This is a genomic window from Amycolatopsis sp. QT-25 (assembly GCF_029369745.1).
Lineage (GTDB): Bacteria > Actinomycetota > Actinomycetes > Mycobacteriales > Pseudonocardiaceae > Amycolatopsis.
The window spans coordinates 369,468-391,683 of the sequence record NZ_CP120210.1; the positions used below are offsets into that span (position 1 = coordinate 369,468).

20 protein-coding genes are annotated in these 22,216 nt (G+C 69.7%); 11 read left to right on the forward strand and 9 right to left on the reverse strand.

The window, feature by feature from the left end:
* Positions 1-78 precede the first annotated feature (78 nt).
* Both P3102_RS01820 and P3102_RS01825 read left to right on the forward strand, forming a co-directional pair.
* A complete protein-coding gene (locus P3102_RS01820) occupies positions 79-1,746 on the forward strand; it encodes an ABC transporter ATP-binding protein (RefSeq protein ID WP_276366001.1) in 1,668 nt (555 codons plus the stop codon).
* The gene (locus P3102_RS01825) at positions 1,743-3,479 is read left to right on the forward strand and encodes an ABC transporter ATP-binding protein (RefSeq protein WP_276366003.1); all 1,737 of its coding nucleotides are present in this window, start codon (positions 1,743-1,745) and stop codon (positions 3,477-3,479) included. The genes P3102_RS01820 and P3102_RS01825 overlap by 4 nt, the downstream gene beginning before the upstream one ends.
* Here the strand turns inward: P3102_RS01825 and P3102_RS01830 are convergent.
* Together P3102_RS01830 and P3102_RS01835 are read right to left on the reverse strand one after the other, a co-directional pair.
* A complete protein-coding gene (locus tag P3102_RS01830) occupies positions 3,435-3,854 on the reverse strand; it encodes a thioesterase family protein (RefSeq protein ID WP_276366004.1) in 420 nt (139 codons plus the stop codon). The two genes, P3102_RS01825 and P3102_RS01830, sit on opposite strands and share 45 nt — an antisense overlap.
* Entirely contained in the window at positions 3,848-5,080 is a 1,233-nt protein-coding gene (locus P3102_RS01835) for a hydroxyacid-oxoacid transhydrogenase (protein ID WP_276366006.1), read from the reverse strand. Before P3102_RS01835 ends, P3102_RS01830 begins: the two co-directional genes overlap by 7 nt.
* A gap of 171 nt (positions 5,081-5,251) precedes the next feature.
* Between P3102_RS01835 and P3102_RS01840 the strand changes: the two genes are divergently transcribed.
* From P3102_RS01840 to P3102_RS01850, 3 genes are all read left to right on the forward strand, one after another.
* Positions 5,252-6,913, forward strand: a complete 1,662-nt coding sequence (locus P3102_RS01840; RefSeq protein ID WP_276371587.1) for a thiamine pyrophosphate-dependent enzyme — start codon at positions 5,252-5,254, stop codon at positions 6,911-6,913.
* A gap of 267 nt (positions 6,914-7,180) precedes the next feature.
* Positions 7,181-7,351, forward strand: a complete 171-nt coding sequence (locus tag P3102_RS01845) for a hypothetical protein (RefSeq protein WP_276366008.1) — start codon at positions 7,181-7,183, stop codon at positions 7,349-7,351.
* Between the two features lie 284 nt (positions 7,352-7,635).
* Positions 7,636-7,839 carry a cold-shock protein gene (locus P3102_RS01850; RefSeq protein WP_005163378.1) on the forward strand — a complete coding sequence of 68 codons (204 nt, stop codon included), beginning with the start codon at positions 7,636-7,638 and terminating at the stop codon, positions 7,837-7,839.
* Between the two features lie 139 nt (positions 7,840-7,978).
* Here P3102_RS01850 and P3102_RS01855 read toward each other — a convergent pair whose 3' ends face one another.
* Positions 7,979-8,641 (reverse strand): response regulator transcription factor, encoded by a 663-nt coding sequence (locus P3102_RS01855; RefSeq protein WP_276366010.1) that lies wholly within the window; start codon positions 8,639-8,641, stop codon positions 7,979-7,981.
* A complete protein-coding gene (locus P3102_RS01860; protein WP_276366012.1) occupies positions 8,638-9,897 on the reverse strand; it encodes a histidine kinase in 1,260 nt (419 codons plus the stop codon). Before P3102_RS01860 ends, P3102_RS01855 begins: the two co-directional genes overlap by 4 nt.
* 132 nt (positions 9,898-10,029) lie before the next feature.
* Between P3102_RS01860 and P3102_RS01865 the strand changes: the two genes are divergently transcribed.
* The 5 genes from P3102_RS01865 to P3102_RS01885 all read left to right on the forward strand — a co-directional run bounded on the left by P3102_RS01865 (position 10,030) and on the right by P3102_RS01885 (position 15,375).
* Positions 10,030-10,713: a DUF998 domain-containing protein gene (locus tag P3102_RS01865; protein ID WP_276366014.1), complete on the forward strand. Its 684-nt coding sequence runs from the start codon at positions 10,030-10,032 to the stop codon at positions 10,711-10,713.
* Positions 10,664-11,536, forward strand: coding sequence for an ATP-NAD kinase (locus P3102_RS01870; RefSeq protein WP_276366015.1), 873 nt, complete (start codon positions 10,664-10,666; stop codon positions 11,534-11,536). The genes P3102_RS01865 and P3102_RS01870 overlap by 50 nt, the downstream gene beginning before the upstream one ends.
* 71 nt (positions 11,537-11,607) lie before the next feature.
* Positions 11,608-12,867: a GAF domain-containing protein gene (locus tag P3102_RS01875; protein WP_276366017.1), complete on the forward strand. Its 1,260-nt coding sequence runs from the start codon at positions 11,608-11,610 to the stop codon at positions 12,865-12,867.
* A 151-nt stretch (positions 12,868-13,018) separates the two neighbouring features.
* Positions 13,019-14,413 (forward strand): hypothetical protein, encoded by a 1,395-nt coding sequence (locus P3102_RS01880; RefSeq protein ID WP_276366018.1) that lies wholly within the window; start codon positions 13,019-13,021, stop codon positions 14,411-14,413.
* Positions 14,413-15,375, forward strand: a complete 963-nt coding sequence (locus P3102_RS01885; RefSeq protein WP_276366020.1) for a glutamate ABC transporter substrate-binding protein — start codon at positions 14,413-14,415, stop codon at positions 15,373-15,375. Before P3102_RS01880 ends, P3102_RS01885 begins: the two co-directional genes overlap by 1 nt.
* 42 nt (positions 15,376-15,417) lie before the next feature.
* Here P3102_RS01885 and P3102_RS01890 read toward each other — a convergent pair whose 3' ends face one another.
* The 4 genes from P3102_RS01890 to P3102_RS01905 form a co-directional block, all read right to left on the reverse strand.
* On the reverse strand, positions 15,418-16,869 hold the full coding sequence (locus tag P3102_RS01890) for a hypothetical protein (protein ID WP_276366021.1): 1,452 nt from the start codon (positions 16,867-16,869) through the stop codon (positions 15,418-15,420).
* A 64-nt stretch (positions 16,870-16,933) separates the two neighbouring features.
* Complete coding sequence (locus tag P3102_RS01895; RefSeq protein WP_276366023.1) at positions 16,934-17,479, reverse strand: DUF3558 family protein; 546 nt, start codon at positions 17,477-17,479, stop codon at positions 16,934-16,936.
* 11 nt (positions 17,480-17,490) lie between these two features.
* Positions 17,491-17,907 carry a hypothetical protein gene (locus tag P3102_RS01900; RefSeq protein ID WP_276366025.1) on the reverse strand — a complete coding sequence of 139 codons (417 nt, stop codon included), beginning with the start codon at positions 17,905-17,907 and terminating at the stop codon, positions 17,491-17,493.
* 94 nt (positions 17,908-18,001) lie between these two features.
* Positions 18,002-18,754, reverse strand: a complete 753-nt coding sequence (locus P3102_RS01905; protein WP_276366027.1) for an ESX secretion-associated protein EspG — start codon at positions 18,752-18,754, stop codon at positions 18,002-18,004.
* Between the two features lie 135 nt (positions 18,755-18,889).
* Here P3102_RS01905 and P3102_RS01910 point away from each other — a divergent pair, with 135 nt between their 5' ends.
* The gene (locus P3102_RS01910) at positions 18,890-21,559 is read left to right on the forward strand and encodes a tetratricopeptide repeat protein (RefSeq protein ID WP_276366029.1); all 2,670 of its coding nucleotides are present in this window, start codon (positions 18,890-18,892) and stop codon (positions 21,557-21,559) included.
* 67 nt (positions 21,560-21,626) lie between these two features.
* Here the strand turns inward: P3102_RS01910 and P3102_RS01915 are convergent, their stop codons facing one another.
* A complete protein-coding gene (locus P3102_RS01915) occupies positions 21,627-22,211 on the reverse strand; it encodes a PaaI family thioesterase (protein ID WP_276366031.1) in 585 nt (194 codons plus the stop codon).
* Positions 22,212-22,216 lie beyond the last annotated feature (5 nt).

Genomic DNA, 22,216 nt, shown 5'->3' on the forward strand with positions numbered 1-22,216 from the left:
CCGGTTCATCTCGTTGGGATCACGGATCAAGAAATGGGACGTGAGCCCTCTCCGCCGGCTCGAGGACGAAGGAGTGGGATGGCGGGTTCCGCCGATCGCCTGCTGGTCACCGTGACCCTCCTCGATCGCCCCCGCCTGATCGCGCTGATCCTCAGCGCGCTCGCCGGGACGGCGGCGGGACTGCTCCTGCCCGGCGCGCTGGCGGCGGCGGTCGACGCCGTGGTGGCGGGCCGCCCCAGCCTTCCCGAAGTCTCCTGGCTCGTCGTCCTCGGCGTCACCGAGATCGCCGTCGGCCTCATCGGCGGGATCCTCACCGCGCGGATGACCTCGTCCGCGACGGCCTGGATGCGCCGCAAGCTCACCGACGGTTACCTCGCCCTCGGCACCAGATCGACCTTCGCCGACGGCGACGCGATCAGCAGGCTCACCGGTGACTGCACCGGGGCGGGCATGATCGCCTCGGTCGTCGTCCAGCTCGGCTCGACCACCCTGATCTCCGGCGGGGCCCTCGTCCTGCTCGCGCTGATGGACTGGCGGCTCGCGCTCGTCTTCCTTGGCAGCATCCCCTTCGGCCTGATGCTCGCGCGCACCCATCTGAAGAACACCGCCGACGACGTCCTCACCTATCAAGAGGTTTCCGGCGAACTGGCGGCGAGAATGGTCGACGCGGTCGCGGGGCTCCGCACGATCGCCGCGTCGGGCACCGCCGACCGCGAGGCCGAACGAGTGCTGCGGCCGCTGCCGAGACTGAGCCTCGCCGGCCGCGGGATGTGGCGCACTCAGGCCAGGATGGTGTGGCGATCCGGTCTGCTGTTACCGGCGGCGGAACTCGCGGTGCTCGCCGCCGCCGGTTTCGGTGTGCTGGCGGGCAGGCTGTCCGTCGGGCAGGTGCTCGCGGCGCTCGGCTACGTCGCGCTCGGCATGGGCCTGATCACCCAGATCCCTTTGCTCACCACGCTTTCCCGTGCGCGGTCGTGTGCGCGGCGGATCGACGAGGTGCTCGACGCGCCGGTCCCCGAACCGGGCGACCTCGGTGTCGTGGTCGGGGAGGGCACGCTCGAACTGCGCGGTGTCACGGTCGAAGGCGCGTTGCGGAACGTCGACCTGGTCGTCCGGGGCGGCCGGTTCACCGCGGTCGTCGGGCGCTCCGGTGCGGGGAAGTCCGTGCTGGTCAACGTCCTCGGCGGGCTGCTGCCCCCGGACGAGGGGACGGCGACGCTGGACGGCCGTCCGCTGGAGCGGCTGCGGCCGCGGGAACTCCGCGCGGTCGTCGGGTTCGCCTTCGAACGGCCCGCGCTGCTGGGCGCGACCATCGGTGACGCCGTCGGCTACGGCTCGTGGGCCGGGGAGGCCGCCGTGCGCGGTGCCTGCCGGTCCGCCCAGGTGCACGACCTCATCGTCCGGCTGCCGGACGGATACCGGACACCGCTTTCCGAGACGCCGCTTTCCGGCGGGGAAGCCCAGCGGATCGGCCTGGCGCGCGCGATCGCGCACGCGCCGAGGGTGCTCGTCCTCGACGACGCCACGGCCAGTCTCGACACGGTCACCGAAGCCGCCGTGGAGGAGTCGATCGAGCGCACCCTGCCCGGCCGGACGCGGGTGGTGGTGACGCATCGCGCGGCCACCGCGTCACGGGCGGACGCGGTGGTGTGGCTGGAAGACGGCCGGATCCGCGCGGTCGGCACGCATGACGAGCTGTGGCGGGATCCGGCGTACCGGGCGGTTTTCACCGAGGGCACCCAATGAGCGTCTGGGGGCTCTACCGCTCGGCGCTGGCCGGGCAGTGGAAAGGCGGCCTGGTCCTGCTGGCGTGCTCCGTACTGGAAAGCGCGCCCGCGTTCTTGTCCGGTCGCCTGGTCGAACTCGCGGTCGACGAGGGGTTTGCCGCGGATCGGCCAGGCACCGGACTGCGTTGGCTCGCGGTCTTCGGGCTGGTCGCCGTGATCGGGGCGTTCGGTTCGCGGCTGGTGTGGCATCAGCTCGGCAAGGTCGTGGAGCCGTTGCGCGACGCGCTGGTGACCGCCGTCGTACGCGGGGTCCTGCACGATCCCTCGCCGCCGCGGAACCAGCCGGACGCCAGTGGCGTCGCCCGCATCACCCAGCACGTCGAAGTGGTCCGCGACGCCACGGCCGGGCTCCTGGTGCAGGCGCGGGGAATGATCGTGACGACGGTGGCGGCGCTGGCCGGGCTGTTCACCGTCGCCGGTTCGCTCGCGCTGATCGTCTCGATCCCGGTGGTGGTCGCGGTCGGGGTGTTCGCCTGCCTGCTCCCGTCGCTGGCCCGCCGTCAGCGCGCGCTGGCACTGGCCGACGAGCGGACCGCCGAGGTCGCGGGTGCGTCGCTGTCGGGCATGCGTGACGTCGTCGCCTGCGGCGCGGAACCGCTCGCCGCGCGCGAGCTCTACGACGCCGTCGGCACGCAGGCCGAGGCGGCCGTGCGGGTGGCGCGGTCCGGGGCGGCCAGGACGGTGGTGATCGCGACCGGCGGTTTCGTGCCGCTGCTCCTGGCGTTGCTGGTGGCGCCGGGCATGGTCGAGGACGGCACGCTCACCGCCGGCGCCGCGCTCGGCGCGCTCGTCTACCTGGCGACGACGATGCAGCCGGCGCTGCGCGGGCTGGCCGCGACGGCGAGCACCGTGGTGCTGCGGCTGATCGTCGCGCTGCGGCGGCTGGCGGAGACCGCGCAGGCCGAACCGGAACCCGACGGCACGGCCGAACCCGAGGGCACCGCGATCTCCGTGCGCGACCTGACCTTCGGCTGGGGAGCGGCGGCCCAACCGGTGGTGCGCGGCCTCGACCTGCACCTGCGGCCCGGAGAGCGGCTCGCGGTGGTGGGGCCGAGCGGGATCGGCAAGTCGACCCTGGCCGGGCTCCTGACCGGGATGCTCGAACCGCAGTCGGGCCGGGTGCTGCTCGGCGGGGCACCGGTCCGGGAGATCCCGGCCGCGCTGCGGCACCGGATGGTCGCGTTGATCCCGCAGGAGGCCTACGTCTTCGCCGGGACCGTGCGGGACAACGTCGGCCTGTTCGCGCAGACCGCGACGGACGCGGAGCTGTCCGCGGCGGTGGCGGCCGTCGGCGCGGAACCGCTGGTGACGCGGCTGGGCGGACTCGACGGCGAGATCGGGCACGGAATGCTGTCCGCCGGTGAGGCGCAGCTGATCGCGCTCGCGCGGGTATACGCGAGCGACGCGGGCGTCGTGGTCCTCGACGAGGCGACGTCGCACCTCGACCCGCCCGCCGAAGCCCGCGCGGAACGGGCGTTCGCCGAGCGGGGCGGGGTGCTGGTGGTGATCGCGCACCGGCTGACGTCGGCGTTGCGCGCGGACCGGGTCCTGGTGATGGACGGCAGGGAAACCGCGCTGGGCACCCATCTCGAACTCATGGACCGGTCCACGCGCTACGCCCAGCTCATGCACGCGTGGGCGCCGCGGCTACCCCGGCCCAGTGCCCAGTTCCTCCAGCGCGCTCCTGAGTAGACCGTCGACGGGGACCGGGCGCCGGGACTCGCGATCGACGAAGACGTGCACGAAGTGCCCCTCCGCGATCACCGTCTCCTTCGAGTACATCCCGACCTCGTAGCGGACGCTGGACCGGCCGAGATGCCCGACCCGCAGACCGACTTCGAGCTCGCCGGGGAACGACACCGAAGCGTGGTACTTGCACTGCGACTCCACGCACAACCCGATGACACCACCGATCTCGATGTCGAGACCGCCGCGTTCGATCAACCAGGTGTTGATCACGGTGTCCATCACCGAATAGTGGACGACGTTGTTGACGTGCCCGTAGACGTCGTTGTCCTTCCACCGCAACGGAACCGTCTGCCAGTGCGGATACTCGTCGTTCACCACAGCGTCACCGACTCCCGCAGGATGACGGCGAGATCCGCTTCCGACGCCTCGCGCGGCGCCGTGGCCAGCAACCGTTGTTGTTTCACCGTGCCGGACACCAGTGCGTCCACATCGGACTCGGTGTAGCCGACGGCGCCGATCCCGTTGGGGATCCCGATCTCCCGCATGATCCGCCCCAGCACCGAGGGCAGGTGGTCCCGCGGATCGCCCGGCCACGTGAAGTCCGGCGCGAGCAGCCGCGCCACCCGCAGGTGCCGGTCCGGGGCGGCGTCGAAGGTGAACCGGAACGCCGCCGGCGCCGTCAGCGAGACGGCCATCCCGTGCGGCACCATCGCTTCGTCGCCGGGATACCCGGGCGGATGGAACTCCCGGACCTGTCCGGCGAGCGGATACGCGTTGGCGTGCGGGATGTGCACCCCGGCGTTGCCGAACCCGAGGCCGGCGAAGGTCGCCGCGAGCGCCATCGCTTCGCGTGCCTTCAGGTCGGAGCCGTCCCGCACGGCCGCGGGCAGCGCCCACGACAGCAGCCGCAGGGACTGCTCGGCGAACATGTCGGCCAACGGATTCGAGCCGCAGTACGGAACCCGGTCCTCCGGGCGCTTCCGGTCGAACTCGGTGTACGGCTTGGCCGTGAAGCTTTCCGCGGCGTGGCAGAGGATGTCCATCCCGCTCGCGGCGGTCACCTCGGGCGGCTGCGAGACCGTCAGCCTCGGGTCGACCACGGCGAGGCTCGGCCGCAGCCGGAGGTGGCTGATACCGCTCTTCGCCCGCAGTGACGACACGTCCAGTACGCAGACGGTGGTGCTCTCCGAGCCGGTCCCGGTGGTCGTGGGCACGGCGACCAGCGGTTTCAGCGCAGAAGCAGGCGCGCGGCCGCCGCCGACCGGGGCGTTGACGTAGTCCATCAGGTCGCCGTCGTTGCTGGTCAACAGGTTCACCGCCTTCGCGGTGTCGATGGCCGACCCGCCGCCGACGGCGACGAAGGCGTCCCACTCGCCCTGGCCGCGGGCGAAGTCGACGGCCTCGCGCATGCTGACGTCGGTGGGCTCGACGTGCACGCCGTCGAAGACGACGGCTTCGATGCCATAGGTCTCGATGCCTTCGGCGATCCGTTGCGGCCAGCCCGTCGCGGCGACGCCCGCGTCGGTCAGGACGAGCACCCGGCGGGCGCCGTACCGGGTGAGGTCGTAGCCGATCTCATCGCTCGACCCGGCGCCGTACTTCAAGGCCGGTGCGCCATAGGTGAAAACAGTTTCACGTCCAGCGGTGGCTGAGGTCACGTTTTCGTGCTCCCTTGCTTGAACACGTTCCGAATTTCGTGCTTTCCGCCGCTCCGGGGTTGCCGGAATCGGAAGATCGCTTGACGGCACCGATCACCGCCCGCCTAAGCTCTTCTCATTAGATACCAACCGGGAGCGTCCGTCGCCCAGACGGCCGTGAGGATCCTGACCGAGGCGCAGATCCACCGCGTGTACGCGGTGGCGGGTGAGTCCTTCCTGGATCTGCTCGACGCGCTGCAACGCGAGCGGTCGATCACCTTCGTCTCGGCGAGGCACGACTCCGGCGCGGCGTTCATGGCCGAGGCCGAAGGCAAGCTCACCGAACATCCGGCGGTGCTGCTCGCCGGCCGCGGCCCGAGCGCGGCGAACCTCGCGATCGGCGTGACCACGGCGTACCAGGACGAGAGCCCGATGGTCGTCCTCCTGGAGAACCCGCCGTCGGCGCCCGGTCCGACGAGCGAGCTGCCCACCGCCGACCTCACCGCGATGCTCGAACCCCTCGCCAAGTGGACCGGCCGCGCGGACTCCCCGGACGAGGTGCCCGGCCTGCTGGTCGAGGCGCTGAACCGCTGCCGCGAAGGGCGGCCGGGGCCCACCGTCGTCGCCGTCCCGGCCGACTTCTGGGGTGTCCCGTTCGATTCGGCCAAACCGGTCGCCTCCGTGCGCCCGCCCGCCACCGGCGCCCTCGGCCGGACCGCCGAGGCGGTCGCGCAGCTGGTCGACGAGGCCCGCTACCCGGTGGTGATCGTCGGCGGCCGGGCTCGCGCGGCACGCGACGAGCTGATCGCCGTCGCCGACGAACTCGCGCTCCCGGTGTACAACGCGTTCCGCCGTCAGGACGCCTTCCCCGAGAACCACGCGCGCTACGCCGGCCACCTCGGCATCGGCATCCCCGCGCGGCAACTCGACGCCCTCGAACGCGCCGACCTCGTGCTCGCGCTGGGCACGCAGCTCGACGAGGTCACCACGCAGTCCTTCCGCTACCCGACGCCATCGCAGACGTTGGTGCTGGTCGGCACCGGGATCGAGCCCGCCCGCCGCGGCGGCTTGACCTTCCGCGTCGACGCCGAGGTCGAGCCCTTCCTGCGCGAACTGCGCACCGTCGCCTCGCCCCGGCAGCGGCGCGCGTCGGCCGCGAACGCCGCCGTGCACACCTTCATGACGCCCCCCGACACCAGCGGCGCCACCCGCGTCCACCCCGCCGACGTCATCCGCGCGGTGCGCAAACTCGCGCCCGAAGACGCGATCGTGACCAGCGACGCGGGCAACTTCGCCCAGTTCATGCACCGCTACTGGTGTTTCACCGCGCCGCGCAGCCAGCTCGGGCCGAGCAACGCGGCCATGGGCTACGCCGTTCCGGCGGCGGTGGCGGCGAAACTCGCCGAGCCACGCCGGACGGTGATCGCGATGGTGGGCGACGGCGGCGCGCTGATGACCGGGCAGGAGATCGAGACCGCCGTCCGCTACCGGGTGCCGGTGACCGTCCTGGTGTTCCAGAACGGTCTGCACGGCCCGCTCGCGGTGCACCAGGCACGCAAACACGGACGGCTCACCGGGGTCACCGTCCCCGTCACCGATTTCGCGTCCTGGGCACGCGGTCTCGGCGCCGCCGGGTACACCGTGGACGACCGTGAGGAACTCGAGCCGATCATCGCGAGCGCGCTGGTCCGGCAACGGCCGTGCGTCATCGACATCAGGACGGATCCGGACGTGGTGACCCCGGACATCCGGCTGACGAGCCTGCTGGGCGCCGCCAGGCCACCGCAGGGCGGCCAGTAGCGGTTGCCGCCCCGATGACCGGGTGGACTTTTTCTCAGGGGATACACAGAAACCCTTGTCGGGTGGCCTTCACCTGCTCCAAAGGGTGGGAAGGCGGTGACGACTCGGCCGGGTTCCGGTCGCGGAGATCGGATTTTGTCGGTCGGCCGTGGCACAATCGCCGCAACACCGCGAGTCCGATATGGACCGGAGCGAGTATTGGTGGAGTTGTTGGCACGCAGTACAGAACGTCGTACTACGAGCGTTGTGTTGACACTGGGAGAAAACATGGCTGACGAGACGAAGCCACAGGACAGGTCCGTTTCCGGCGTGGTGCCGGTGCAGTTCAGCGCGGACGCGGAGACCCACGACATCGCCGTCGTGGCCACGAACCGGGAGGCGTTGCGCCGTTCACCGTTCGGCGCCGAGGCACCGCTGCGTGCGGCGAGCGGGGAATAGCCGGCGAGACCCGGGCGGTGCGGCGCGGGGCCGCGAGGGTAGCGTTGTCCGAGGGCACCATGCGGCCTAGTGCGGCCCAGCACACCCCGGGTGCGGAACCTTGTCCGCCTGCGTGCGTTGTGCTTTACTGATTCAGGTCTCGTTTTTTGTGTTCGTGCTGGTTCACGCTCGCAGAACTCAGCGGGCGTAGTGTCTCCTCGTGTTTCCGGGGAAGCAAACCGTCTGGTCATGACCCGGGCTGCCGACGTGGCTTCCTGTTTGTTTGTGTTGCATATGGAGATTTTATGACTCAGGGCACTGTGAAGTGGTTCAACTCCGAGAAGGGGTTCGGCTTCATCACTCCCGACAACGGCGGCGGCGACGTCTTCGTGCACTACAGCGAGATCAAGGGCAACGGCTTCCGTACCCTCGAGGAGAACGCCCGAGTGGAGTTCGAGATCGGGCAGGGCGCGAAGGGTCCGCAGGCCACCTCGGTCACCGTGATCTGATCCAGGTTTTTCCAGCAGGGCCGTCTTCCTTCGGGAAGGCGGCCCTGCTGCTTTTCCGGGGCGTCCCCGGTCGCGTCGTGAAGGACGTTTCGGGCGGGCGCCTTCGGCGCTGTTCCTCCGGCGCTTTCCTGGTGACGCGTCAGGTGGGGGAGACGAGTCCCGCTTCGTAGGCGAGCACGATCGCCTGCGCCCGGTCCCGTAACCCCAGCTTCGCCAAGATCCGGCCCACATAGGTCTTGACGGTCTGCGCCGAAAGCACCAGATCCGTGGCGATCTCCGGATTGGACCGTCCTTTCGCGATCAACCGCAGCACTTCCCGCTCGCGTTCGGTGAGCACGTCGAACCTCGCCGGGGACGGCCGCGGCACCGGCGCGCTCGCCACGAAGTTCGCGATGAGCCGCTTCGTGACCGCGGGGGAGAGCAGGGCGTCCCCGGCGGCGACCACTTCGATGGCGTTGATCAGTTCGGCCGATGGCGCGTCCTTCAACAGGAACCCGCTCGCGCCCGCCCGCAACGCCTCGTAGACGTAGTCGTCCAGGTGGAACGTCGTCAGGACGAGCACTTTCGGCTTCTCGCCGTCGCCTTCGAGCAGTCGCCTGGTCGCTTCGAGACCGTCCATCACCGGCATCCGGATGTCCATCAGGACGACGTCCGGCGGCGTGCCCAAGGCGGCGAGGCCCGCGAGCGCCGCGATCCCGTCACCTGCTTGGCCCACCACGTCCAGACCCGGTTGCGCGTTCAGCAGGCCGGCGAAGCTCTCCCGCACCAAGGCCTGGTCGTCGACGACGAACAGGGTCGTCACGCGTCGTCCACCCCCGGGAGATCCAGCTCGACGGCCACGCGGAAGCCGCCGTCGGCCCGCGGCCCGGCCTCGTATGAACCGCCGATCAGCGTAACGCGTTCGGCGATCCCGGCGAGGCCGGTGCCGTCGCTCGAACCCGGCCCGGCAGGGCGGGTGGGCGGCCCGTTTCCGACGAGAATCTCGAGCCCGCCGGGTTTCCGCCGCACCTCGACGGCCACTCGTGCTCCCGGGCTGTGCCGTGCCGCGTTGCTCAACGCCTCCTGAAGGATCCGGTACGCCGCCAGTCCGACCAGGGCGGGAATGTCGTCCCCGCCGGAGATGTCCGCACGGATCTCGATCCCGGAGGCCCGGCAGCCTTCGATCAGCGACGGCACCTCCGCGAGCCCCGGCTGCGGCTCGTGCTCCGGCTCGGCCTCGGTGTCACGCAGCACGCCGACCAGCCGCCGGGCCTCGTCGAGCGCTTCCCTTGCCGCGACCCCGATGGCGCGGAACTCCTCCTCCGCGGCCTCGGACACGTCCGGGACGCGGTAGCGCGCACTGTCGGTCCGCAGCGCGATCAGCGAAAGGTGATGACCGATGATGTCGTGCAGTTCCCTGGCGATCAACGCACGCTCCTGCAACGAAGCCCGCTTCGCCCGCTCCTCGACCGTCGTGCGCTCGGCCGCGTCGGCCTGCTTCAGCGCCCGACGGCGTTGCTGCATCCCGTATCCCGCCACGATGGTCGCGGCCACCACGATCAACGACCACACCAGGGTCTTCGCACCCGCGCGAGGTAGCTGCGCGATGCCGACCCCGACGGCCAGCGTCACGGCGATGACCGAGATGCCCCGGCCCTGCCCGGGTTTCGTGCGGGCGAGTGTCATCGCGAGCACCGGGAGATACGGCAGGACCTGGACCTGCAACGGCCAGTCCGACCCCGTCCGGCCGAAGAGTGCGTAGTCGGCGGGGAAGAGGACCGCGACGATCGCGCTGAGCATCCCCGCCGCCGCCACCCGGACGGCGGTCAACGGGAGTTTGACGACCAGCAAGGGCGGCACGATCTGCAGGATCAGCAGGAAGAAGATCAGCGGCACACTGCCGCCGCCGAGGTACCGCGCCCACGTGCCGTAGGTCAAGCCCAGCAGCACCGCGAGCATGACTGCGGCGAGGACGGATTTGATCCAGACCGGAACGTGCCACCAGGCCGAAGGCGGTTCCAGATCGGCGTCGCGTCCGGTGAGGAGCGCCCATCGCAGGGAACCGCCGTAGGAGTCCATGGCTCGACGCTAACGACGCCGCGGACCGGGCACATCACCTCGTGGGGGACACCGCGAGTCCCCCACGAGGGGACACGGACTGCTCGCCCGGGCGGGCTGTGCCGGACGGTGGCGCGCGGTCAGGCTCGTCTCATGAACGACATCAAAGCGCTGATCAGGCTGTCCGCGCTCGCCTGGCTGGCCGCGGGACTGGTCATCGCGGTCTACGTCGAGATCGTCCACGCCGGCACGGTCGATCCACTTGCCACCACCTTCAGCGAGTACGTCCACGTCGGCCAGGGCGCACGGCTCGTCGGGGTCGCCATGCTGGCCACCGGCTTCGGCGCGCTGACCATCGCGGGCGGCGTCCGGCTGTCCGGGGCGGTGCGGGCGGCCAGGCTCGTCGCCTTGTCCGGCGTGGGACTGTGCGTGCTCGCGGTGTTTCCGCAGGAGCCGATGGACCAGCCGCTGACCTGGCACGGCGCGATCCACCGGTATGCCGCGCTCGCCGCTTTCACCGCGTTGCCGCTGGCAGGACTGGTTCTCGGCGAGGCCCGGCGGTTGTCCTACGCCGCCTTGGCCGCGCTCGTGGTCTTCGTGGCGACTTTCCTGGTCGACGCCCGTGCGGTGAGCGGATTGGCCGAACGAATCCTGCTGATTCTCGAACTCGCGTTGCTGGTCACCTTCGTCCGCGGAGGTGGCGTTGTGATGCAACCTCGTGCAACTCTTCCTTTCGCGGCCTCGACGTCGTTTCCTTGTAGGGACTTGGCGCGGCAGCGGAGGACATGTGGGCGAAGCGGTTGCGGGGATCGTGGCGAACCCCGCTTCGGAGCGTGACATCCAGAGTCTGCGTTCGGCACTGAGAGTGGCCGGGGTCGGCCGCGTGATGGTGTGGACCGAGGCGGGGAAGATCATCGGCACCGTCCGCCGGATGGTGGACGCGGGGGCGAGCGTGCTCATCTGCCTGGGCAACGAGGGCATGATGCGGGCCGCCGCGGCTGCCTGCGGTGACGTCCCGCTGCTCATGCTGCCCGCCGGGAGCACCGACGAGTCCACCGTCGCCGGGCTCGCCGCCGGGTTGCTGGCCACCCATCAGGTGGACACGGACCTGGTCACGAACCGCGCGACCGTGCTCGAGGTGGTGACGAAGGCCCGCCGCGAGATCGCGCTGACCGACGTCAGCGTGTGCTCGGAGAGCCGGTGGGACCCCGCGGCGCTGACCGAGCTGTACTGCACGTTCGCCGTCCCGGACGGGGTCGGGTTGTCGAGCATTCCCGGACGGCTGTGCCCCAGCCCCAAGTCCACTGTGGACGGGGTCGCGGTCTCCCTCGGGCCGGTCGACGAGACGCCGTACGTCGTGCAGGCACCGATCGCGCCCGGCGAGGTCCGCGCGGTGGGCGTCCGGGGCTGGAGCGTGCTGCACGCCGGGGTCCGCGTCGATCTCGCCGCCGGCGGTGGCTCCATCGCGCTCGACGGGCAGCCGCACTTCGTGCTGAAGCCGGGAGAGAGCGCTTTCGTCGAGCTGAAGCCCGATGGCCCGTGGTGCGTCGACGTCCGCGCCGTGATGGCCGAGGCCACCAGGACCGGCCTGCTTCTCGGCCGGAAGCCGACCGGGTCCTTTCCCGCGACCCACCTGGTGGACGCCCCGTTCACCGGGTGAGCCCGCCCAGGTCACAGAAGCCTTTCGCATGCCGGAGCCGCCGGGCACACTGGTCGAAACGGACCAAAGGAGTGGGCAAGGTGCGGCTGGAGGCGGCTTTGCCGGTCGGCGCGGATCCGCGCCGACACGCGCGCGCCCTCGCCAAGGTGCACGAAGCAGCTCTCGCGGGGCGTGCGCTCCCGAGCCATCCACGCGCGGTCATCGGCGCGTCTTGGCAGCGTATGCGCCGTCTCGGCCTGAATCCGGATCGCGGCTCGCCGGTTCCCGCGCTCGCCCCGGACCAGCTGGAAGCCCGCCGCCGCGAGAGTGGCCTCGCCGCCGTCCTGCCCGCACTGCGTGGCGGCCTCATCAGTCTCGCCGAACAGGCCGCGCACATCATGGCCGTCGTCGACGCCGACGGCCGCGTCCTCTGGCGCGACGGCAGCACCGCGGTCCGCCGCCGCGCCGACGGGCTCGGGTTCGTCGAAGGCGTCGACTGGCGCGAGAACTCCGCCGGCACCAACGCCATCGGCACCGCGCTGGTCACCAGGCATCCGGTGCAGGTCTACTCGGCCGAGCACTACGTCCGTAACCAGCACGACTGGACCTGTGCCGCGGCGCCACTGCACGATCCGCGGGACGGCAAGCTGCTCGGCGTCGTCGACCTCTCCGGCCCGGCCTCCACCGTGCACCCGACCACCCTCGCGCTGGTCGACGCGGTCGCGAAACTCGCCGAAGCGCAGTTGCGCACCACCCATCTCTCCGAACTCGAAAGGCTGCGCGGGCTGGCGTCACCCCTGCTCACCCAGGTGAAGGGCAGGGCGGTGATCGCCGATCCGCATGGCTGGATCGCGGCTTCGACCGGACTCGCCCCGATCGGCCGGATCGCGCTGCCGACCGACGCGACCGCGGGCCGGACCTGGTTGCCCACCTACGGGAACTGCCTGCTGGAGCCGCTGCCGGGAGGGTGGCTCGTCCGGCTCGCCGAAAAGGAGGACGAGCCGCCGACGCGGGTCGTGCTCGATCTGCGGTCGGCGCGGGAGAGCACACTGCGCGTCTCGGGCGCGGCGAGCACGTGGTCGCATCGGCTGAGCCCGCGGCACGCGGAGATGCTGTACGTCCTCGTGCGTCATCGCGAGGGGAGGTCGGCGTCGGAACTGTCGCGCGACCTGTTCGGCGACGCGGGCCGCACCGTCACCGTCCGCGCCGAGATGTCCAGGATGCGGCGGCACTTCGGCGGGATCCTGCTGGGCAGGCCGTACCGGTTCGCGGACGACGTCGAGGTCCTCGTCGAGCGGCCCGCCGACGGCGAGGTCCTTCCGTATTCCGTCGCGCCCGCCGTCCGCGCCTGAATCGTGCGAAAGCGATGGGGTACGGCCCCGGAAAAAGGCCTTCGACCCTGCCCGGAGATCACGTGCAGATGACACACGCCGGTGTCACTGGCTGCGCAGATCCGGACTCGGATACCTTCTTTGCGGGTAGAACCAATGGGGAGGATCGGCGATGACGAGCACTGTGACCCGGCCGGGGCCGCCGGGGAGCCCCGCGCCGCCCCCCGCGCCGGAGGGCCGCAGCGGGATCGCCGGGCTGCTCGAACTGCCGGGGAACGGGATCCGCGCGATCATCCGGTCCGCGTCGACCACGCCGGGCAGGCTGTCGGTGATCGCGATCGGGCTCGTGCTGCTGTCGCTGGTCGCGGGACTGTTCGGCACACTGGCCGCGCAGGGCAAGAAGGACACGATCAACGGCCTGATCGACCACCGCGAACCGCTGGCCGCCGCCGCGCAGCAGGTCTACCGCGCGCTTTCCGACGCCGACGCGACAGCGGCCAGTTCGTTCCTCTCGATCGGCACCGAGCCGCTCCCGATGCGCCAGCGGTACGAACGCGACATCGCGGAAGCCGGTGCGGCGCTGGCGAAGGCGGCATCGGACTCCTCCGGCGTCGGCAAAGCCGCCGAGCAGATCAACACACTCGGCCGCGAGATCCCCGTCTACACAGGACTGATCGAAACCGCGCGTGTCTACAACCGGCAGGGTTATCCCGTCGGCGCCTCGTATCTGCGTGAGGCATCCGAGCTGATGCGGGCGAAACTCCTTCCCGCCGCACAGGACCTGTACCGCATCGACACCGACCGGCTCGCCGCCGAACAGGACGACGCGACCGGATTCCCTTGGCTGGCAACGGCTTTGGTGCTCGCCTTGCTCGCCGCGCTGATCGTCACGCAGGTGCATCTGACGCGGAAGACCAACCGGTTGCTGAACGTCGGTCTCGTCGTCGCGACCGCGTCGGTGGTGGTCGCCCTGCTGTGGGGCGCGGTGGCGCTGATCGTGCAGGGCAGCCTCGTCGGCAGCGGCGAGGAAGACGGCTCGCACCAGGTGGACGTGCTCGTCCGCGCCCGCATCGCGGCGCTGCAGGCACGAGCCGACGAAACGCTGACACTGGTCGCCCGCGGTGACGGCGCGGCGTACGAAAAGGACTTCGGCGACCTCGCCGCGCAACTCGGCGGCACCGACGGCCAAGGCGGCCTGCTGGGCGAGGCACGCGGCCTCGCGGCGGGTGGCGCGGCCGCCGAGAAGGTGGACGCGGCGATCCAAGCGGCGTCGGCGTGGTTCAAGGCGCACGCCGAGGTGCGGCGCCAGGACGACGACGGCTTCTACCAGGACGCCGTCGGCACGGCCATCCGCGACGACAAGAAGGACGGCGCGGCCGGGGCTTTCCTGCGGCTCGACGAGAACCTGGTCGCCGCGATCAACGTGGGACGACAGGAATTCCTCGACGACACCCGCGGCGCCGAACGTGCGCTGACCCTGCTCCCGCCGGGGATCGCGGTGCTGGCGTTGCTCGCGGCGGCGGGGTCGGCGTTGGGGATCCGTGAACGGCTGAGGGAGTACCGGTGATGCGGAACGGTCTGCGAGGGGCCGTGCTCGGCGCGGTCCTCGTGCTGGCGACGGCTTGCGGCAGCGCGGGGGCGCCGGTCGACCCGGCACCCGTCGGCGACGTCGCCCCGCCGTTGCCCGCGAACGTCGGCGGCGCCGACGCCGGCGGTGGCGGGACGACCGACACGAGCTGCAACCCGTTGGCCAGCCTGCGGCCGGCCAACGGCACGTCGATCACCAGCGGCTCGACGATGGCGAAGATCAAGGAGAACGGCAAACTCGTGGCCGGCGTCGACCAGACGACGTTCCTGTTCGGTTTCCGCAATCCGACGTCGGGGCAGCTCGAAGGCTTCGACATCGACATGGTCAACGAGATCGCGAAGGCCATCTTCGGCAGCGCGGAAGGCCGTGTGCAGTTCCGGGCGATCCCGTCGAAACTGCGCGAAGAAGTGCTCGAGAAGAAGCAGGTCGACATCGTGGTGCGCACCTACAGCATCACCTGCAGCCGGCTGAAGAGGGTCAACTTCTCGACCGCGTATTACCAGGCGGGACAACGGATCCTGGTCGAATCCGGCTCGAAGGTCGCTCAGCTTTCGGACCTCGGCGGACGGCGGGTCTGCGCGACCAAGACGTCGACCTCGCTGACGAAGATCGCGTCGGATCCCTCGAAGCCGGTGCCGGTCTCGGTGGACAACTGGTCCGACTGCCTGGTGATGCTGCAGCAGAAACAGGTCGAGGCCGTGTCGACCGACGACGTCATCCTCGCCGGGATGCTCGCGCAGGATCCGACGCTGAAGATCGTGGGGGACCGGTTCACCGAGGAGAACTACGGCATCGGTATCCCCAAGGAGAACGAGGACATGGTGCGGTACGTGAACGCCGTGCTGGAGAACGTGCGCGGTAGCGCGTGGCAGTCGATCTACGCGAAATGGATCGGGAACAAACTCGAAGGCGGGACGCCGCCCGCACCGGTGTACAGGTGAAAGCGGGCCGTTCGGGATCGCTCCCGAACGGCCCGCCTCGGATCAGGGGGACTTGTCGCCGATCACCGGCGGCACCGGCTTCATCTCACCTTCGTAACCGCCGAACAAGACGTCGGCGTCCTCTTCCTGCAGGTAGTTCGGGGCCTTCTTTTCCTTGTCCTCTTCCTTCTGCCCCTTGCCACCGGGAGCGCCCGCCCCCATGGCGCCCGGCACGCCGCTCTTGCCCGCGGCGGCCGCACCACCCCGCGTGACGCGCTCCTCCGGCAGCTTGCCCGCCCCGGACCCGCCGCCCTTGCCCGCGAGCTTTTCGGCGTCACCGGCCGAAACCTTGCCACCCGCGAGCCGCTCGGCGACATTGCCCGACCCGCCGTTGCGCCCGAATCCGCCGCCGCCACCCCCGCCACTGGTCAACCGGCTCGCCGCACTGCCCCCGGGCCCGCTCGGCGTCCGGCCGGGCTTCCCGCGATACTGCTCGCTGCCCAGCCGCCCGAGACCGGTCGGGCCCGGCCCGTTCATCGCGGCCAGCCCCGGCGTCGGCCCCGGCCGGAACGACCCCGGCGGCCCGCTGAACGGCTGATTCGGCCCGGACACCCCGGTGTGCCCGCCACCCGTGGTGATCCCCGGCCCAGGCGTCGGCCCGCTCGGCCCGCCACCGCCGGGCCCTGGCATCCCCGGCCCAGTACCACTGGTGGGCCCGGAACCCGGCCCGCCGCTGAAGCCCTTGACGTCGGTACCGCCGGAAAACTTGGACGCCGTCGTCGAATCACCCATCTCCGGCGGCGGCGCGAACGTGGGCTGCTTGGAATTGACGTCGAAGAGTGACCGGTCGTAGGTGTGCATCACCTGCGCGGCCTGCTGATGCGCCTGGAACGACTGCTCCTGCTTGGCCGAAATGTTGCTGACCGTGTCCACCGCACCCGCGTAATTTCCCGACGCGAGCTGGCTGAGGGCGTTCTTGTACTCGGTGTTGCGGTCGAAAGGGACCTCTTCGGGCATGGAGTTCTTCGCGGTGGTGGCCGCGGCCGCCGACTGGGAAAAGCGGTTGGACGCGAGATACGCGCCGTCGCCCGCGGTGTCGGCCCACTTGCTGATGTTGGTGAAGAAGTCGGTGACCGACTTGGCGCCGTCGCCTTGCCAGTGCTCGCCTTCTTTGCCGATCGCGTCGCGGACGGCGTTGCTGAAGGTGTTCAGGGAATTGCCCTGGTTGTTCCAGAGCACCCCCTTACGGTCGATGTCTTCGGGTTCGAGATTTTCTGTGACCATCCGCTTGAGATCGCCATGTGGGACGGCCTCGTATCGCTGTTCCGACGGCGAGAGACCAGTACGGAACTGCTGTCCTTGCGCCAGCGATGCGGCTTGCTCTGCGGAGTATTGGCCCGCCTGCTGTTCGGCAGTCAGTCTCGCGGTAAGAGAGTTGCCGCCGGGACCTGCATTGACCTCGTTGTAGGTGTCGGAATACCGCTTGGCCTCGTACGTCCGGCCGGGGTTACCCATCGCCGAAAATTTGCTGTCGAAGTCATCTTGCCCGACGTTGACCATGGTCTCTCTCGTTCCGTAGTCAGTTGCCTCTAGGCAGTTTCGGTTCAGCGGCTTCTGCGATTTCCCGGGAGAGTGCGCAGGCCTCTTCGTTCGTACCCTCGTTCAAGCCGGTAGAAGCAGTCAGGCGGGAACCCTGCGTAACTGCGATTGCCACAGTGCAGGACTGAGTGCCGGCGTCACCGGGAATCTCGACAGCATCCCGGCTACCGATCTTCGTTGATTTCTTAGCCCCTTGACCTGGAGACAGTTGATCGATTCCCGCCTCCGCTACGAGATAGAGCCGTGCGGATCCATAACGCTTTTTGCGCGTCGCACAGCCGTTGTCACTTTCGGCTTGCTCGACTGCCGGAGGGTCAAAGCCCTTTGCGGACGTCGTTGGTTCGAGGAGGTCGCAAGCTTTGAGGTCACCGAAAACGTTCCCAGGGGTGGAAGCGGAGGATGACGAGGTCGGATTCATGGAGGCACTTGGGGCCGGCGTCGCCACACCCGAGCGCTCGGGTGAGCAACCGGTTGTCGCGAGAAGCAGCGTGGCAGCCAAGGCGATAAAACATTTCTTGATGACCATCAAATGTCTCGTCAGTCCTCGTGAAGTTGCTTGAACTGGTCAGCGCCCACGGCGTCTTGCTCCCGGTACTTCTTTTTTGCGGTCTCGATGGCTTCTTTGGCACGGTTGAGAATGTCACGCAAGGCGTCCAGCTGTGTCTTGGCGGACAACTCGTCACCGTCTGCGACGAGGACGGCATGGTCGCCGACTCGTTGGGCGTAGGGGCTGTTCCCTAGCTTTGGTTTTTCGGCGAGCCGTTGAAACTCCGGTTGGTTAAAAGTCCAATCATCGACGTAGTCGTCGATGGCGGTCTTCAAGGCCTCCCCGGCCTCTTCGCTGACCTTGAACCGCCCCTCCTTGGCCGCGGTCACCATCCGATCGGCCTGCGCCGAAAAGTCGCCCAGCATCTCCGAGAAGTTGCCCGGCGGTCCGCCGGTGCCGTCAGTCATGGTCTCTCCCCTGTACCAAGTCCCGGTTACTCGTAGCGCTCGTCAGATCACGATATCAGCGGGAACGGCCTCGAAGCCCGCCTTCCGGCGAGGATCACGCGCTGTCGACCCGGGCGGCTTCGACCAGGTCGTGGAGCCATCGGGCCAGGTGAGAGCCACTCGTCGGGGTGAATGTGCGGCGGACTTCACCGTCGGGGAAGCGGTCGGTGGTGAGCATGAAGCGGCCCTGGACGCTGTCGAACCACTGGACGCTCTTCTGCTGTGGTTTACCCCGGTCGTCGCGCAGGGTGAGGCTGATCGTGCCCATCCGCACCAGTGGGTGTTCGAAGAAACGGCCGGCGGCGCCCAGGCGGAGATTGTCCGGATCCTTGTCGAACGGGTCGTCCGGTCGTTTGGCCGGCGGGAGAGTGCTGGACGTCGTCACCCGTCCGGGGAACGCTTGGAGGGACGGTAGATAACCGAGCAGGGTCGCGACGACCTGTTCGGGGTAGATCGGCTCGAAGAGGATGTCGAAGCCGCGTTGTTGGCTCACCACGCCCAGGCTGCTGTTCCAAGCGCCCCGGTAGAGGTATTCGGCGTCCTGCTCGACTTCGTGCGCCTCCAGGGTGACGACGAAGTCCCCGGTGGCCCAGAGCCGGAGGGCCTGTTCGTAGTCGCGCAGGAGTTCGCCGCCGCGGGTGAAGCCTCGGTCGGCCAGCTCGGCCCAGATCTCTTCGCAGTGCCGCTCGCGTTCCGTGATGGTGGTTCCGACGGTCGGGATTTCGAAGGGCAGCACGAATCTGCCGAGCCCGAGTTCTTCGAGTACGACGTCGAGCTGGGCCATCGACATCGAAAATGACGCAGGCACCGGTCCCTCCCCCTCATCACCTGCTGAATCGGTTCTCTTCCGCACCGTAGCGGGTTCGACCCGGCGCGGGCACGACCTGTCCGCGCACCTCTAGGATCTGGGGTGACGTGGTCGCGGGGATTTCGGGAGGTACCAGTGTCGGAAGAGCCGCGCCGTCCTCGGCACGCAGCGCCGGACGACGCCCCGCCGGACCGCGAGGCGGAGTCCGCCTCCTGGACGCCGCCGGCGCCGGTCCGCTGGGAGACACCCGAACCGTCCATTTCCGGCAGGCTCGACCTCAACGAGCCGTCGCGGCCGAAGCAGCCGCCCGAGCCGGAGAAGGACGCCGAGCGCACGACTTATCACGCGCCGGTCCAGCGTCCGCAGACTCCGCCGCGTGGCAGGCAGCGGCCGATCCCCGGCGCCGAGGATCCGACGCGTCCGCCGGGCGACATGGCCCCGGTGAGCCCGCAGACCCAGGTCGTCCACGCGGCGTGGCAGGCGCCCGCCGGCGCACCGCAGCCGACCAGCGTGCTCTCTTCGCCTGCACCGGAAACGCAGAGCATCATGCCGCCGACGCCGCGCGTCGACCACGGCCCGGGGCCGTTGCCGGATCCGGGCACGGAAAGCGTCCTCCCCGAGCGGTCCAGCGAAAGCCGGGGCACCGGCACCGGCACCGGATCGGGCAGCCGGGGCACGGGAACGGGTACGGGTTCGTTCCCCGGCACCGCGCGCCGGACGTCGTCCCGCACCTCGCGTCGCGGCCGTCTCGGCGCCGGGCTCGTCGACGTCCCGCAGGTGCCGTATCGCGATCCGGCGTCCGCGGTCCTCGAGAACCCGATGGTGTCCGAGGAGAAACGCTTCTGCGGCAACTGCAGTGCCAAGGTCGGCCGCGGCAAGAACGGTGAGCCCGGTGCGCCGGAGGGCAACTGCGAAAAGTGCGGAAACCCGTTCTCCTTCGTTCCGAAGCTGCGGCCGAACGAGATCGTCGGCGGCCAGTACGAGGTGCTCGGCGCCCTCGCGTACGGCGGGCTCGGCTGGATCTACCTCGCGCAGGACCACAACGTCAGCGACCGCTGGGTGGTGCTCAAGGGCCTGATCGACACCGGTGACGCCACCGCGATGGCGGCCGCCGCGAACGAGCAGCGGTTCCTCGCCGAGGTCGAGCATCCCAACATCGTCAAGATCCACAACTTCGTGCAGCATCCGGACGGCGACACCGGCAACTCGGTCGGTTACATCGTCATGGAGTACGTCGGCGGTCAGTCGCTGCGCCAGCTCGCGCTCGCGCACCACCGCGAGACGAAGCGCCCGGAGCCGTTGCCGATCGGTCAGGTGATCGCCTACGGGCTCGAGATCCTGCCCGCCCTGGGCTATCTGCACAGCCAGCACCTGCTGTACTGCGACCTCAAGCCCGACAACGTCATCCAGACGCACGAGCAGCTCAAGCTGATCGACCTCGGCGCGGTCCGCCGCGTCGACGACTACGAGAGCCCGCTGTTCTTCACCACCGGCTACAGCGCGCCCGAACTGGCGACCCACGGCGCTTCGGTGGCATCGGACCTGTACACGGTCGGCCGCACGCTCGCCGTCCTCAGCTTCGAGTTCTCCGGCTACACCAGCAAGTACAAGACGACCCTGCCCGGTCCGGACGCCGTCCCGCTGTTCGCGCTCTTCGGCTCGTACCACCGCTTCCTGAAGCGCGCCACGCACTCCGACCCGGACCGCCGGTTCATCGCGGCCGAGGAGATGGCCGACCAGCTGACCGGTGTGCTCCGCGAGATCATGGCGCTGGGCACCGGGAAACCGCGCCCGGGCGCATCGACCGTCTTCGGCCCGGAGACCCGCACGTTCGGCGTCGACATGGTCGTCCCCGAGCACGGCGGGAGCGTGCCGCTGCCGGATCCCGGCGAGGTGGTCTCGGGGCTGCCGATCCCGCAGGTCGACACGGACGACCCGGCGGCGGGCGTGCTCGCCTCGACGGTCGCGCTCGACCCCAAGGGCGCCATCGAGTCGCTGGCCGGGGCGCCGCGTGAGTCGATCGAGGTCCGGCTGCGCATCGTCCGGGCCCGCATCGAGCTCGGTGAGCTGGTCGAGGCGCAGCGGCAGTTGCAGGCCGCGCAGTACCTCGCGATCAAGGCCGGCTTCCCGCACGACTGGCGGATCGACTGGTACCGCGGCCTGATCGAGCTCGCCGGCGGACGATCCCGCGTCGCGCACGTCGCGTTCGAAGCGGTGTACGACGACCTTCCGGGCGAGATCGCGCCGAAGCTGGCCTTGGCCGTCAGCGCGGAAGGGGTCGGGGACTACTTCGGCGCCGCGCGCTACTACGAGCTGGTGTGGCGAACGGACCGGTCATACGTCAGCGCCGCCTTCGGACTGGCTCGCGTGTACCTCGCGCAGGGCGCCAGGGCCAGCGCGATCGAGGTGCTGGAGGCCGTTCCGGCGTCCTCGTCGCATTACGTCGCCGCACAGGTGGCCGCGATCAAGATCAAGACCAGGATCAACGGCGGCGGCAAGGACCCGGTGATGGTGTCCGAGCGGGATCTCGTCGACGCCTCGACACGCCTGGAGCGGTTGCAGCTCGACGCCGAACGCCGCACGCGTTTGTCGGCGGAGGTCCTCGAAGCGGCGCACGGCTGGCTCAATGCCCAGAACCAGCCGACGCCGGGGGCGAAGGTGCTGGGCTGCGCGCTGGACGAACGAGACCTGCGATTCGGGCTCGAGCGCTGCTACCGGACGTTGGCGCGCTTGGCCGGAACGGTCGACCAGCGGGTCGAGCTGGTCGACAAGGCGAACGCCATTCGGCCGAGAACCCTCACCTAACCCCGCAATTCGTCACCTGCTTGCGGTGGTTCGCCTTACGGATCACCGCAAGCAGGTGACGAATTGCTCAGGGGTTGATGTCCCACTCGCGGGCGCGCTCGGCCTTCTCGTGCGCGGCGGCGAGCTTTTGCAGCGCCTCGGGGTCCCCGTGGGTGCTGAAGTGTTCGAACTCGACCCGCACGAACAGCGCCCGCGCGCGCACCGCGACAGGACCGTCTTCGGCGTCGAGCCGTCCGTCGGCGCTCACGTAGATCTTCCGGCCGGCGACGCCGTCCAGTTTCGTGGCGAGGTAAAGGGTCGAACCGACCGGGACGGGCCGGAGGAAGTCCGTCTCCAGTTTCCCGGTGACGGCGGGGCGGCGCAGCAGGTTGCCGACGGTCGCGCCGAGCGCCTCGTCGAAGGCGCAGGCCAGCAGGCCGCCATGGGCGAGGCCGGGTGCTCCCTGATGGGCGGAGGTGACGGTGAACTTCGAGTACACCGTCGTTCCTTCGCCCACCGTCGAATGCAGGTGGAGCCCGGCCTCGATCTCGTCCCCGCAGCCGAAACACTCACCGTAGTGAATGCCGAGGTGGCTGCCCTGTCGCGGGGCTTCCGGGTGGACGGTCGCCGGTTCGACTTCGACCGGCGGCCACGGCTGCGAGATACGGCTCATGGACA

Coding starts and splice junctions, on each gene's coding strand:
- P3102_RS01845 (WP_276366008.1), top strand. CDS start 7,181: ATGGCTGACGAGACGAAGCCACAGGACAGGTCCGTTTCCGGCGTGGTG.
- P3102_RS01860 (WP_276366012.1), bottom strand. CDS start 9,897: ATGGACTCCTACGGCGGTTCCCTGCGATGGGCGCTCCTCACCGGACGC.
- P3102_RS01900 (WP_276366025.1), bottom strand. CDS start 17,907: ATGACTGACGGCACCGGCGGACCGCCGGGCAACTTCTCGGAGATGCTG.
- P3102_RS01890 (WP_276366021.1), bottom strand. CDS start 16,869: ATGGGTAACCCCGGCCGGACGTACGAGGCCAAGCGGTATTCCGACACC.
- P3102_RS01895 (WP_276366023.1), bottom strand. CDS start 17,479: ATGGTCATCAAGAAATGTTTTATCGCCTTGGCTGCCACGCTGCTTCTC.
- P3102_RS01885 (WP_276366020.1), top strand. CDS start 14,413: ATGCGGAACGGTCTGCGAGGGGCCGTGCTCGGCGCGGTCCTCGTGCTG.
- P3102_RS01850 (WP_005163378.1), top strand. CDS start 7,636: ATGACTCAGGGCACTGTGAAGTGGTTCAACTCCGAGAAGGGGTTCGGC.
- P3102_RS01880 (WP_276366018.1), top strand. CDS start 13,019: ATGACGAGCACTGTGACCCGGCCGGGGCCGCCGGGGAGCCCCGCGCCG.
- P3102_RS01820 (WP_276366001.1), top strand. CDS start 79: ATGGCGGGTTCCGCCGATCGCCTGCTGGTCACCGTGACCCTCCTCGAT.
- P3102_RS01915 (WP_276366031.1), bottom strand. CDS start 22,211: ATGAGCCGTATCTCGCAGCCGTGGCCGCCGGTCGAAGTCGAACCGGCG.
- P3102_RS01825 (WP_276366003.1), top strand. CDS start 1,743: ATGAGCGTCTGGGGGCTCTACCGCTCGGCGCTGGCCGGGCAGTGGAAA.
- P3102_RS01865 (WP_276366014.1), top strand. CDS start 10,030: ATGAACGACATCAAAGCGCTGATCAGGCTGTCCGCGCTCGCCTGGCTG.